Source organism: Streptomyces sp. NRRL F-6676 (assembly GCF_000725625.1).
Lineage (GTDB): Bacteria > Actinomycetota > Actinomycetes > Streptomycetales > Streptomycetaceae > Streptomyces.
Window position 1 is genome coordinate 36370 of record NZ_JOHS01000027.1, and the last position, 14049, is coordinate 50418.

Annotated in this window: 6 protein-coding genes; all 6 read left to right on the top strand. The window is 75.0% G+C overall.

Annotated elements, in window-relative coordinates; translation table 11 throughout:
* Positions 1–5: 5 nt before the first annotated feature.
* The 6 genes from IO29_RS18260 (at position 6) to IO29_RS18285 (ending at position 14034) form a co-directional block, all read left to right on the top strand.
* The gene (locus IO29_RS18260) at positions 6–266 is read left to right on the top strand and encodes an acyl carrier protein (protein WP_030380558.1); all 261 of its coding nucleotides are present in this window, start codon (positions 6–8) and stop codon (positions 264–266) included.
* Complete coding sequence (locus IO29_RS18265; protein WP_030380559.1) at positions 263–2236, top strand: aminotransferase class I/II-fold pyridoxal phosphate-dependent enzyme; 1974 nt, start codon at positions 263–265, stop codon at positions 2234–2236. The genes IO29_RS18260 and IO29_RS18265 overlap by 4 nt, the downstream gene beginning before the upstream one ends.
* A 13-nt stretch (positions 2237–2249) precedes the next feature.
* The gene (locus IO29_RS18270) at positions 2250–3956 is read left to right on the top strand and encodes a D-alanine--poly(phosphoribitol) ligase (protein WP_030380560.1); all 1707 of its coding nucleotides are present in this window, start codon (positions 2250–2252) and stop codon (positions 3954–3956) included.
* A gap of 11 nt (positions 3957–3967) precedes the next feature.
* Positions 3968–11869, top strand: coding sequence for a type I polyketide synthase (locus IO29_RS35590; RefSeq protein WP_051707762.1), 7902 nt, complete (start codon positions 3968–3970; stop codon positions 11867–11869).
* 96 nt (positions 11870–11965) lie between these two features.
* Positions 11966–12859, top strand: coding sequence for a thioesterase II family protein (locus tag IO29_RS18280; RefSeq protein ID WP_030380562.1), 894 nt, complete (start codon positions 11966–11968; stop codon positions 12857–12859).
* Positions 12847–14034 (top strand): SAM-dependent methyltransferase, encoded by a 1188-nt coding sequence (locus IO29_RS18285; RefSeq protein WP_234307560.1) that lies wholly within the window; start codon positions 12847–12849, stop codon positions 14032–14034. The genes IO29_RS18280 and IO29_RS18285 overlap by 13 nt, the downstream gene beginning before the upstream one ends.
* The last annotated feature ends 15 nt before the right edge of the window (positions 14035–14049 follow it).

Below are 14049 nucleotides of genomic sequence, written 5' to 3' on the forward strand. Positions count from 1 at the left end.
GGACCATGAGCACCCAGCAGTCAATCATCGACCACATCGCCGAGGCCTGGCTCGACGGCGACGCCGACGGGCTCGACGCCCAGGTCCCCCTCGCCGAACTCAACATCATCGACTCCGCCGAGATCTTCTCCCTGGTGCACTACCTCCAGGACCGGTTCCGCGTCACGGTCCCCCTGCGGGAGGTCTCCCCGGCCAACTTCCGGACCGTCGAGGCGATCGCGTCCCTCGTCGAACGGCTCCAGCACGAGCGGGAGGGCGTCCGATGACGAGCGCCACGCGGGACACACCGCAGGGGGACACGGGGGAGGCCCCCGGCCGGGAGGCCGTCCACCGGAGGATCGTGGACATCGTCGCCTCCCGGACGCTGTACGAGGAGTCCTACCTCCTGCCCGACAGCCACTTCGAGGCGGACCTCGGGATCGACTCGGTGATCCTCGAATCCATCCTCGTCTCGGTCAACGACGACTTCGCGCTGAGCCCGCCGCTGGCCGAGGGCCCCGCGACGATCCGCGAGCTCGTTGACGCGGTACTGCGGGCCCTGGGGGACGGCGCCGGAGCGCCCACGACGGCGACCGGGTCCGCCGGTCCCGTACCGGAGGCGGTCGGTCCCGTGCCGGAGGCGGTCGGTCCCGTACCGGAGGCGGCCGACCCCGTGCTGGAGGCGGTCCTCGCCGCCGCCCAGCGCCACACCGCCTACCAGCGTCACCAACTCCCCGTCGACGCCGACCTGGAGAGCGAACTCGGCATCGACTCCGTCCTCCTCTCCTCCGTCGTCGCCGACGCCGCACGCGCACTCGGCGTCGCCGAAGGCCCCGCCGAGCACCTCACCGACGGCCTCGCCGACGGCCCGACGGGCGCTCCCGGCGCGACGACACTGCGCGGACTCGCGGCCGGACTGCGCACCGCACGCGAGGCCGCTCCACCCGCGCACCCCGCACCCACCACGGACGCCGCACCCGTGGACGCCCGCCCCGAGTGGGACGGCCGCTCGATGAAGGACTTCGTCGAGGAGCGCGACCCCGACCTGTTCGCCAAGACCCGCAGCTTCGCCACCTACCTACGGCGGCGGAAGGCCGAACACCTCTACTGGTACGGCATGCCGCTGCGCTCCCGGTGCGGCAACCGGGCCGTCATCCACGACGAACTCACCGGTCGCGAGCGCGAGTTCCTCATGTTCGCCTCCAACAACTACCTCGGCCTCGCCAACCACCCCAAGGTGATCGAGGCGATCTGCGACGCCACCCGCACCTACGGGGCCACCCACACCGGCTCCCGCTTCATCGGCGGCACCAACACCCTGCACAAGGAACTGGAACGCCGGCTCGCCGCCTTCAAGCAGCGCCCGGCCTGCGTCGTCTATCCCGGCGGCTACGCGGCCAACCTGGGCGCGATCTCCGCGCTGGTCAAGAGCTACGACACCCTCGTGGTCGACCGGCTCAACCACATGAGCATCGTCGACGGCGCCCGGCTCTCCGGCGGCATCCGCAAGATCTACCAGCACAACGACATGGCCGATCTGGAGCGCATCCTCAAGCGCGCCGACGACCGCTCCGGGGGCCGGCTGATCGTCGCCGACGGCGTGTTCAGCATGCACGGCGACCTCTGCGACCTGCCCGAGATCGTCCGCCTGGCCAAGGAGCACGACGCCCGCGTCCTGATCGACGACGCCCACGCCACCGGCGTCCTCGGCGAGCGGGGCTCCGGGACGACCGAGCACTTCGGCCTCAAGGGTGAGGTCGACCTCGAACTCGGCACGATGAGCAAGGCGCTGGCGGGCATGGGCGGCTTCGTCGTCGGCGACGAGGAGGTGATCGAGTACCTCCGCTACTACTCGAACTCCTACGTCTTCGCCGCCAACATCCCGGCCGGGGTGGCCGCGGGGCTGATCGCGGCGATCGACGTCATCGAGGCGGAGCCCGGCCGGATCACCCGGCTGTGGTCCAACATCCGCTTCCTGCAAGGCCAGTTGGCCGACGCCGGCTTCGACCTGGAGAACACGCGCAGCGCCATCCTGCCCCTCGTCGTCGGCGACGAGCGCAGGGCCATGGAGATGGGGCGCGCGGTGCGGGCCCGGGGCCTGTACTGCCAGACGGTGGTCTTCCCGGGGGTGCCGCTCGGCGACGCCCGGCTGCGGGTGAGCGTCACCTCCGAGCACACCCGCCAGGACCTGGAGAACGCCGCCGGGATCTTCGTCGAGGCGGCCCGCGAGACCGGCGTGCTGCCCTCGGCGGCGTGAGGCGGGGGTGACGGTGACGGGAACTGAGCCGACGCAGGCCACGGGCGAGTCCGACCTCGCGCTGATCCGGCTGCCGCGCTCCCTCCCCCCGGAGCGGGCGGACCGCCCCGCCCTCGTGGGGGAGCGGACCGTGACCCACGGCGAACTGAGGGCCGCCGTCGCCTCCGTGGCCTCGGGGCTGCTCGGCCTCGGTGCGGCGGTCGGCGACCGGGTGGCGATCTGGGCGGACAAGGGGCCGCGCTACGCCGAGGCGATCCTCGGCGCGCTCCAGGCGGGCTGCGCCTACGTCCCCCTCGACGGCGGCCAGCCGGTGAGCCGGGTCCGCACGATCCTCGCCGACTGCGCACCGGTGGTCCTCTTCACCGACCGCCACCACTGGGAACTGCTGTCCGGCCACCCACTGCCGGACTCGCTCAGGACGGTCGTCGTCTCCGGGGACGAGAAGGGGGACGAGGCCGGAAACGGGGGCGAGGCCGGGAACGGGGACGAGAACAGGGACGAGGGCGGTAACGGGGCCGGGGAAGCGGGGACGGCAGGCGGGCGTCCGGGCGTCCCCGTCCGGACCTGGGCGGGGTTCACCGCCGCCGCCCGGCACCTCGTCCTCCTGCCCACCCCGCACCGCGACGACCTCGCCGCGCTCCTCTACACCTCCGGCTCGACCGGCACCCCCAAGGGCGTCCGCATCAGCTACCGCAACCTGGCGGCCTTCATCCGGTGGGCCCGGTCCGAACTGCTCGTCGGCCCGGACGACGTCTTCGCCAACCACGCCTCCTTCAACTTCGACCTGTCCACCTTCGACCTGTTCACCGCGCTGTCGGCCGGGGCCCGCGTCTGGATCGTCCCCGACGACCACGCCCGCGACCCCGGCGCGCTCGCCGCGGGCATCCGCGCGCACGGGGTCACCGTCTGGTACTCCGTACCGTCGGTGCTGCACCTGCTCACCGCCTCCGGCGCGCTCACACCCGGGGTGGTCCGCACCCTGCGCCACGTCCTGTTCGCGGGCGAGGTCTTCCCGATCGGACAACTGCGGGCCCTGGCCGCGCTGTTGCCGCCCGGCACCGAGCTCTACAACCTGTACGGCCCCACCGAGACCAACGTCTGCACCTACCACCGCGTCCGCCCCGCGGACCTGCACCGCGCCGAACCCGTGCCGATCGGCCGGCCGGTCACCGGCGCCCGGGTGTCCGTCGTCGACGAGGACGGACGCGTGCTCGACGGGCCGGACGCCTTCGGCGAGCTGATCGTCGAGGGCGACTGCGTCACGCCCGGCTACTGGCGCCGGGAGGCCGAGCCCGCCGCCGAGGACCACTGGCGGCACCGCCACGCCACCGGCGACCTCGTCTCCTACGAGGGCGACGAACTGGTCTACCGGGGGCGCAAGGACCGCATGGTCAAGGTGTCCGGCTACCGCGTCGAACTGGGCGAGATCGAGGCCGCCGTGCTCCGGCACCCCGACATCGCCGCCGCGGCCGTCGTCCTCGACACGGCGGGCGCCGACCGGCGCATCGCCCTCTACTACACGCTGCGGACCCCCGGCCGGGGGCCCGGCCTCGTCGCGATCAAGCGGCACTGCGCGCGGTTCCTGCCGCGCTACATGCTCCCGCGGACGGCGACCCGCCTCGACGAGCTGCCGCGCAACGCCAACGGCAAGACGGACTACCGCCGGCTGCCCGGGACCGCCGGCGCGGCCCGGCCGGCGCGGGCCCTGCCCGGAAGGTGACGGAGACGCATATGAACCATGGCCCGACCGGCCCGTACGGGCGGGGCGCGGAACCGACGACGGTTGCCGGGCTCCTGCGACACCACCGCGAGCGTCGCCCGGACGCCCTCGCGTACCGCTTCCTGACCGGCGCCGGAGACATGGACGGCGAGTCGGTCAGCTACCGCCAACTCGACCTGCGCGTACGCGCGGTGGCCGCGCTCCTCCAGCGCGAGCACCTGGCCGGGAAGCCGGTCCTGCTGCTCCACCCGCCGGGGCTCGACTACATCGCCGCGTTCCTCGGCTGCCTGTACGCGGGCGCCGTCGCCGTCCCCGCCTACCCGCCGGACACCCGGCGGTTCGGCCGGACCATGCCCCGGCTCGCCGCGATCGCCCGGGACGCGCGGGCCACGCACGCGCTGACGACGGAGGAGATCTCCCGCTTCGTGGCCGGCCGGCCCGGCGACCTCGCCGCGTTGGGCCTGGGCGGGTTGCGCTGGCTGGTGACCGGCGGCGGCGCCGACACCGCCGGGGCGGAGGACTGGCGCGATCCGGGTCCCGTCCGGCAGGGCCCGGCGTTCCTCCAGTACACCTCCGGCTCGACCTCGTCGCCCAAGGGCGTCATGGTCGGCGACGACAACCTGCTGCACAACCTCCGCGCGATCCACCGGCGGCTGGAGCACGACGCCGACTCGGCGATGGTCTCCTGGCTGCCGCCGTACCACGACATGGGCCTCATCGGCGGCATCCTGACCCCGCTGTACGGGGGGTTCCCGGCGCATCTGATGGCGCCCATGACCTTCGTCCGGCGGCCGCTGCTGTGGCTGGAGACCCTGTCCCGCACCCGCGCCTCCACCAGCGTCGCGCCCAACTTCGGCTTCGAGACGTGCGTCCGCAGGATCACGGACGAGCAGCGCGCGGGGCTGGACCTCGGCGGATGGCGGCTGGCGCTGAACGGGGCGGAGCCGGTGCGCGCCGACACCCTGCGGCGCTTCACCGACCGCTTCGCGCCCTGCGGCTTCCGCGAGGAGGCGCTGCTGCCGTGCTACGGGCTCGCCGAGGCCACGCTGATGGTGACCGGGGTCCGGGCGGGCGTGGCGCCCACCGTCGGGGCGTTCGCCGCCCGGGAGCTGGGCGACGGCACGGTCCGGCCCGTGCCGGCGGGCGGTGCGGGGCGGGTGACCGAGGTCGTCGGCTGCGGTCCGGTCGTCGACGGCGTGGACGTCGCGATCGTCGACCCGGGCACGCGGCGGCGGATCCCCGCGGACGGGCGTCGCGTCGGGGAGATCTGGCTCGCCGGGGGCAGCGTCGCCCACGGCTACTGGCGCCGGCCCGAGGCGACCGAGGAGGCGTTCGGGGCGCGCATCGCGGGCGTCGGGGGCGTCGGGGGCGAGGACGGCGGCCGGTGGCTCCGCACGGGCGACCTCGGCTTCGTGCGCGACGGCGAGCTGTACGTCGTCGGCCGCACCAAGGACGTCGTCATCGTGCAGGGCCGCAACCACTACCCGCACGACATCGAGCTGACGGCCGAGCGGACGGACGCGCGCCTGCGCACGGGCTGCGGCGCGGTGTTCGCCGTCGAGGTGGACGGCGCCGAGGAGATGGTCGTCGCCCACGAGGTCGAGGGGCGGCGGGTGGCGGACGCGCCCGCGCTGCTGGCCCGGCTGCGCACCGCGATCGCCGAGGCGCACGAGGTCACCCCGCACGCCGTCGTCCTGCTCAAGCGCTCGACGGCGCACAAGACGACCAGCGGCAAGATCCAACGCCAGGCGTGCCGGCGGGACTTCCTCGACCTGGGGCTGTCGGTGGTGGCGGCGAGCGTGATCCGGGACGCCGGGACCCCGGCCTCCTGTGACGCACTGGCCGTACTGCCGCCCGCCCGGCGCCGGCGCCGGGTGCTCGACGCGGTCACCGAGACCCTCACCGGAGTCGCCCCGACGGACGACCCCCCGGACATCACCGACTGGACCTTCGCCGAACTGAACCTCGACCACCCGACGCTCCTGGCCGCCGTACGCGACCTGGAGCAACGGCTCGGCGTACCGATCCCGTACGGCGAACTGCTCGTACGCCCACGGGTGGACACGCTGCTGTCCCTCCTGCTCGACGAGCCGGGGCCGGACGACCCGCCCGTCCCCGCCACCGCCCCCGCCGACGCCACGCCGTACGCCCCCGAGGCCGTCGAGGAGTGGCTGGTCCGGCGTATCGCCGGCCGCCTCGGGCTGGCGGCGACGGCGGTCGACCCCACCCGCCCGCTGGCGTCCCTGGGCCTGGACTCGAAGCAGGCCGTGGAGATCGTGACGGAACTCGGCGCCCTGACGGGCCGCGAGGTCACCACGGGCGCCGTCTTCGACCACCCGACGGTACGGGCACTCGCGGCCCACGTCGGCACGGCCCCCGCACGGGGCCCGGCGGCACGTCGTGCGGCGACCGCGGCCACCGCGTCGCCCGCGGCAGACGCGCGTGGCCAGGGCACCACGGCCGGGCTCACCGGCACGGGTGCCGGCGACCGCGCGGCCGGACACGACGGGGCGTGGGGCGCCGGACACGACGGGGCGTGGGACGCCGGACACGCCGCCGAACCGGTCGCCGTCGTCGGCATCGGCTGCCGCTTCCCCGGCGCCCCCGACGTGGACAGCTTCTGGCGGCTGCTCGTGGACGGCCGCGACGCGGTCACCGAGGTGCCCCGGGAGCGGTGGGACGCCGCCCGGGTGGACGCGCCGGCGTACGGCGGCTTCCTCGACGGGGTCGACGGGTTCGACGCGCGGCTGTTCGGCATGTCGGCGCGGGAGGCCGCCCGTACCGATCCGCAGCAGCGGCTGCTCCTCGAAGTGGCGCGGCAGACCCTTGACGACGCCGGGCTCGACCCGGCGCGGCTCGCCGCCACCGCCACCGGCGTCTTCGTCGGCATCAGCAGCCACGACTACTCCGCGCTCCAGATGAGCCGCCCCGAGGCCATCGACGTCCACGGCGCCACCGGCAACGCCCACTCCCTCGCCGCCAACCGGCTGTCGTACACGCTCGACCTGCACGGACCGAGCCTCGCCGTCGACACGGCGTGCTCCTCGTCCCTGCTCGCCGTCCACCTCGCCTGCGAGAGCCTGCGCCGCGGGGAGTGCGGCGCGGCGCTCGCCGGCGGGGTGAACCTGATGCTCACCCCCGGCCTCTCCGTGGCGTTCGCGGCCGGCGGCATGCTCTCGCCGGACGGCCGCTGCCGCACCTTCGACGACGCGGCCGACGGCTATGTGCGCGGCGAGGGCGCCGGCCTCGTCCTGCTGAAGCCGCTCGCCGCCGCACTGGCCGACGGCGACCGGATCCACGCCGTGCTCCGGGGTTCGGCGACCGGACACGGCGGCCGGAGCAACGGCCTGACGGCGCCGCGGGGTTCGGCCCAGCAGGAGGTCTGCGCACGGGCCCTGGACCGCGCCGGACTCACCCCGGGCGAGATCCAGTACGTCGAGGCGCACGGCACCGGGACTCCGCTCGGCGACCCCGTCGAGTGGGAGGCGCTGGCCGCCGTCTACGGCCGGGACCGTCCGGCGGACGCGCCCTGCCTCGTCGGCTCCGTCAAGACGAACATCGGGCACCTGGAGGCGGCCGCGGGCATCGCCGGACTGATCAAGGCGGCCCTCGTCGTCCGCCACCGCCAGGTGCCGCCGACCCTGCACCTGCGCACCCCCAACCGCCACCTGGTGCCGGACGCGGCCCTCGCCGTACCGACCCGGCTCACGGACCTCCCCGGCTTCCCGGCGGCACCCGCCGCCCGCGCCGCCGTCAGCTCCTTCGGGTTCGGCGGCGCCACCGCGCACGTGATCCTCGAAGCCGCCCCCGAGCCGGTCCCGGACGACACCGCACCGCCGCACCGCCCCGTGCACGCCCTCTGTCTCTCGGCCCACACCCCCACCGCCCTCGCCACCCTGGCCGCCCACTGGCGCACCCACCTCGCCGCCGACCCGGAGGCGGACCTCGCGGCGCTCTGCGCCACCGCGAACACGGGCCGCCCCCGGCTCGCCCACCGCGCGGTCCTCACCGGCGGCTCGGCCGGGGAACTGGACGCCGCGCTCGACGCCCTGGTGCGGGACGAGGCGTCCACCGCCGTCGTCCGCGACCGGACCCGCACCGGCCCGGCACCCAAGGTCGCGTTCCTCTTCAGCGGCCAGGGCACCCAGTACACCGGCATGGGCAAGGGCCTCTACGACACCCACGGCGGCTTCGCCCGCACCCTCGACCGCGCCGACGCCGTACTGCGCCCGTATCTTCGACTCCCGCTGCCGGAGCTGCTGTTCGCCGACGACGGCGCGGCCCTGCTGGGCTCCACCCGGTACTGCCAGCCCGCCCTCGTCGCGCTGGAGGTGGCCCTCGCCGAACTGTGGACGTCGCTCGGCGTCCGGCCGGCCGCGCTGCTCGGCCACAGCATCGGGGCGTACGGCGCCGCGTGCGTGGCCGGGGTCCTGTCGCTGGAGGACGCGCTGACCCTGGCGGCGGTGCGCGGCCGGCACATGGACGAGCAGCCGGGCGACGGCGCGATGCTCGCGTGCTCCGGACCGGCCGACGTGATCCGCTCGGTGGCCGAGGGGTTCGCCTCCGTCTCCGTGGCCGCCGTCAACGGACCCGGACGGCTCGTCCTGTCCGGCGCCCGGGAGGAGACCGACGCGGCCCGGGCCCTGCTCCAGGAGAGGGGCGTCGTGGTCCGGCCGCTGGCCGTCTCGCACGCCTTCCACTCCCCGCTGATGGCCGGCGCGGCGGCCCCGCTGCGGGAGGCCGCCCGCGCCGTGCGCTTCGCGGAGCCCCGCATCCCGTGGATCTCCGATGCCACCGGCGAGCCGGTCACCGGCCGCATCGGCGGCGACGAACTCGCCGCACACCTGCTCGGCACCGTCCGCTTCGCCGACGGCCTCGCGACCCTGCGCCGCCTGGGCTGCGACGCGTTCGTCGAGATCGGCCCGCACCCCACCCTGCTCGGCCTGGCCCGCACGGCGGCCCCGCCGGACCCCGACCACCCGGCGCTGTGGCTCCCCTCCCTGCGCAGGGGCGCACCGGACCCGGCGGGCGGTGCCGACTGGGAGACCCTCCTGCGGTCGCTTGGCCGCCTGCACTGCGCCGGCGGCGACGTGGACTGGGCGGCGCTCGACGAAGGGCACCGGCGCCCGCGCGTGTCCGTACCGCACACGGTCCTGGAACGGCAGTCGTACTGGTTCACCCCGCCGCCGACGACGACGCCCGCGCAGCCCGCGGAGGAGGCACCGGCCGTGACGACACCCGAACCCGAGCCCGGCGAAGCCGAGTTGACGTCCCCGGCGGACCACACCGACCCGCTCCAGGACCTCCTCGCCCACGTCGCCCGCGTCTGCTCCTTCCCCGTCGACCAGATCGCCCCCGACGCCCGCCTCGGCCGGGACCTCGGCTTCGACTCCCTCATGCGCACGGAACTGGAACGCGCGCTGGCCCGCGCGTACCCCGGCGTCCTGGAGCGTCACCGGGGCTCCCTCCCGGACGACCCGACCGTCCGCCGGCTCGCCGACGTACTCGGCCCCGGGGCACCTCGGACCGTCCCCACCCCTGCCCCCGCCACCGAGGCGCCCACCGTCCACCAGGAACGCGCCTTCGAGGAGTGGCCCGAGTACGCCGAGCTCCAGGGCCGGCTCCGCCAGGCCCGCTCCGGCGGCGCCAACCCCTACGGCCGCACCCACGAGGGCCACAACGCGGGGCACGCCACCGTCGACGGCCGTACCGTGCTGAACTTCGCCTCCTTCAACTACCTCGCCCTCTCCCACCACCCCCGCGTCCGCAGGGCCGCGCAGGAGGCCATCGACCGCTACGGCACGTCCAGTTCGGCCACGCCCCTGCTGTGCGGGGAGACACCGCTGCACCATGAACTGGACGCCGAGATCGCCTCGTTCCTCGGCACGGAGGACGCGATCGTCTTCGCCGGCGGCCACGCCACCAACGTGGCCACCATCGGGCACCTCCTCGGCCCCGACGACCTCGTCCTGCACGACGAGTGGATCCACGACAGCGCCGTACGCGGCAGCATCCTGTCCGGCGCCCGGCGCCGCCCGTTCCCGCACAACGACTGGCGGGCCCTGGACGCGCTGCTGGACGCCCAGCGCGCCCACCACCGCCGGGCCCTCGTGCTCATCGAGGGCGCCTACAGCCAGGACGGCGACATCCCCGACCTGCGCCGGTTCATCGAGGTCAAGAAGCGCCACGGCGCCATGCTGATGATCGACGAGGCGCACTCCCTCGGCGTACTGGGCCGCACGGGCCGGGGCATCGGCGAGTACTTCGGCGTCGACCGCGGCGACGTCGACCTGTGGATGGGCACGCTCAGCAAGGCCCTCGGCAGCCTCGGCGGCTACATCGCCGCCCGCGGCCCGCTCGTCGAGTACCTGCGGTTCACCGCCCCGCTGCACATCTTCTCCACCGGCATCTCCCCGGCGAACACCGCCGCCGCCCTGGAGGCGATCCGGGTCCTCAAGGACGATCCGCGCCGGGTGGCCCGGCTGCGCCGGCTGGCCGAGCACTTCCGCGACGAGGCCCGCGCCCGCGGCCTCGACATCGGCGTCTCGCGCGCCTCCGCCGTCGTCCCGGTCGTCATCGGCGACTGGGAGCGGACCATGGCGCTCTCCCACACCCTGCTGGAGCGGGGCGTGAACGTCATGCCCATCGGCTACCCGGCCGTCGCCCGCGACGAGTGCCGCCTGCGCTTCTTCGTCAACGCCGACCACACCGAAGAAGACCTGGACCATTCCCTCGACCTCCTGGGGCGTGCCATGGCAGACCACACGACGCCGGCGACGACCGCAACGCCGACGCCGGCGACGACCGCGAGTCCGGGGGCGGCCTCCGAGGCCGCGGCGACCACCCCCGGCGACACCCGCCCCGAACCCGCCCCGCGCCACCCCTCCGCCGCCGTCCCCGCCTCCGTCCCCGACGTCCTCGTCGCGGGCGCGAGCGGCTTCATCGGCGGGCACCTGACGCGGCGGCTGGCCGAACACGGCCACCGCGTCCGGGTCCTGGTCCGCGACGGCAGCGACCGCTCCGCCTTCGACGGGGCCGACGTCGAGATCGTCACCGGCGACCTCGCCGACCCCGACAGCCTGCGCCGCGCCACGGCCGGCGTACGGCATGTCTACAACTGCACCGGCATGTCGGCCGACTGGGGCCCGTGGGAGCAGTTCCGGGGCGTCAACGTCGACGGCAGCCGCCGCCTCGCCGAGGCCGCGCACCACGCGGGCACCGTCGAACGGTTCCTGCACGTCAGCACCACCGACGTCTACGGCTACCCGGCCACCCCCTGCGACGAGTCCGCGCCGCCGCGCGACATCGGGCTGCCGTACAACCGCAGCAAACTGCTCGGCGAACGCGCCGTGCGCGAGACGGCCGAGCGGACCGGGCTGCCGCTGACCGTCGTCCGGCCGGTCTCCGTCTACGGGCCGCGCAGCAAGGACTTCGTCATCGAGATCGCGACCCTGCTGCTGGGCAAGCAGATGGTCTACATCCGCCGGGGCGACGTCCCCGCCGGACTCGTCTACGTGGGCAACCTCGTCGACGGCATGATCGCCGCCTGCGGCTCGGAGACGGCGGCCGGGCGCACGTACAACCTGCGCGACGCCGACCTGACGACCTGGCGCGAGTACGTCGAGGCGCTGGCCCACGGCCTCGGCGTCAAGCCGCCCGCCCTCAGCCTGCCGACCCCGCTCGCGCGCGGGGTGGCCACGGCGTCCGAGAAGCTCTACGGCGCCCTGCGGGTGAAGGCCCGCCCGGTGCTCACCCGGCACGCCGTCCACCTCTTCGACCGCGACCAGTCGTATGCCATCGACCGCGCCCGCGACGACTTCGGCTTCAAGAGCGAGGTCGGCTTCCAGGAGGGCATGGACCTCACCCTGGCCTGGCTGAACTCGCCCGAGGGCCGCAAGTACGTGCCCCGCTGACGCCCCGACGGCCCATGGACGGCGACGGCCCGCCGACGGCGACGGCCCATTGACAGCGACGGCCCGCCCGCAGCGACGGCTCACGAGAGGATCGACGTGCCCATCACCGAGCGACCACCGGGACCCGCCACGGCCCCGCGGCCACCCGCCGCCTGGTTCCCGGGCCTCACCCCCGCGAACGGGACCCGCGCCGCGTCCCCGCGCCTGATCTGCCTCCCCTACGCGGGCGGCACCGCCTCCGTCTACCGGGGCTGGGAGGCCGGGCTGGACGGCGGCGCGCACGTCGTCCCCGTCGCCCTGCCCGGCCGGGGCCTCCGGCTGCGCGAACCGCCGTACTCGGCCGTGCGGCCCCTGGTCCACGACCTCGCCGACGCCCTCGCCGACTGCCAACTCACTCACGACTACGCCCTGTTCGGCCACAGCATGGGCGCACTGCTGGCCTACGAGGTCGCCTGCGAGCTGCGCACCCGAGGCCACGAGACGCCCCGCCACCTGTTCGTGTCCGGCAGCGCGGCACCCCACCTCTATGGCGACCGCGCGGACCGGACGCTGTCCGACGCCGATCTGCGCCGGCTGGTCCACGACCTCGGCGGCCTCGGCGACGACCCCGCCGTCGCCGCCGCCTACCTGGACCGCCGGCTGCCGGTGCTCCGCGCCGACCTCACCGTCTGCGAGGAGTACCGCTGGACGCCGCGGCCCCCGCTGGACTGCCCCATGACCGCGTTCTCGGCCGACCGCGACCCCGTCGCCCCGCGCCCCGCCGTGGAGGCGTGGCGCGCGTACACCACCGGCTCCCTCCTCCACCACCACCTCCAGGGCGACCACTTCTTCCTCAACGGCCCCGCCCGCCCGGCGCTCCTGCACGCGATCCGGGACGAACTCGCCCGGCTCGCCGAGCCGGAGCCCCCCAGGACCCCTGACACACCCAGGACCCCTGACACCCCCAGGACCCCTGACACCCCGAAGAGGGATTCCCCATGGATCTGCTGAGCCTGGCCAGGACCGTCAAACACCGGGTGGAGGCACCCCTCACGGACGCGCTGTCCCTGGCGCGGATCGCCACCGACCCGCGCAACCCCGTCCTGCTGACCCTGTCGACCGCGCTGGTCAACCCGCTCTACCGGGCGGCCTTCCTCGCCTCCGCCGCGGGCTCCGGCGTCCTCGGCTGCCTCGCCGTACGCCCCTGCGACCTCGACAGCCTCGCCGAGTACCTGGAGGTCCCCCAGGACGACCGCCCCCGGCTGCGGGCCTGGCTCGACACCGGCGTCCGGCTCGGCGAACTCGGCACCAGCGAGGGCTGCTACCGGCTCAGGAGCCCCGCCGCCAGGCTGCTCGCCCTGCCGGGGAACGACGCCGTCGCCGCCACCCTGGAGGAGATCCTCCGCTTCCACGTGCCGGTCCTCCTCGACGCCCCCCGCATGCTCTCCGCCGGCCGCCGCTTCTCGCTGGCCGACCAGGACGGCACCGTCATCGCCCGCTCGTCCCTGGCGCTGCGCGCGATGGTCGAGGCCGCCCTCGACCGGACCCTCGACCGCCAGGGCCCCGTCCGCCTCCTGGAGGTCGGCTGCGGCACCGGCGCCTACGTCCGGTACGCCGCCGAGGCCAACCCCCGGCTCACCGCCGTCGCCGTCGACCTCCAGGAGGACGTCGCCGCGCGGGCCGCCGACAACATGGCCGCCTGGGGCCTCGCCGACCGCGTGGAGACCCGGCAGGGCGACCTGCGCACGCTGGACCTGCAACCGCAGTTCGACCTGGTCACCCTGCACAACAACATCTACTACTTCCCCGAGGACGAGCGCGTCGAGGCGCTGCGCCGGGCCCGCTCCCTGCTCGCCCCCGGCGGCCGGCTGCTGCTCACCACGTCCTGCCGGGGCGGCGGCAATGCCGGACTCGACGTCCTCAACCTCTGGTTCACCTACGCCGACTTCGGCGGCCCGCTGCCCCGGGCGGACGAACTGTCCGCGCAGCTGGAGGAGGCGGGCTTCACCGGCGTACGGGCCACGCGGATCGTCCCGGGCCAGCCGTTCCGCGCGTTCACCGGCACCAGTACGGGATCCGGCGTCGGTGCCGGTGCCGGTGCCGGTGCCGGTGCCGGTGCCGGGGCCGGCACCGACGCCGGATCCCTTTCGTCCGTCCGGGGCGTCCCGTCCGTCCGGAGCGTCTGAGCAGGCCAGGAGAGC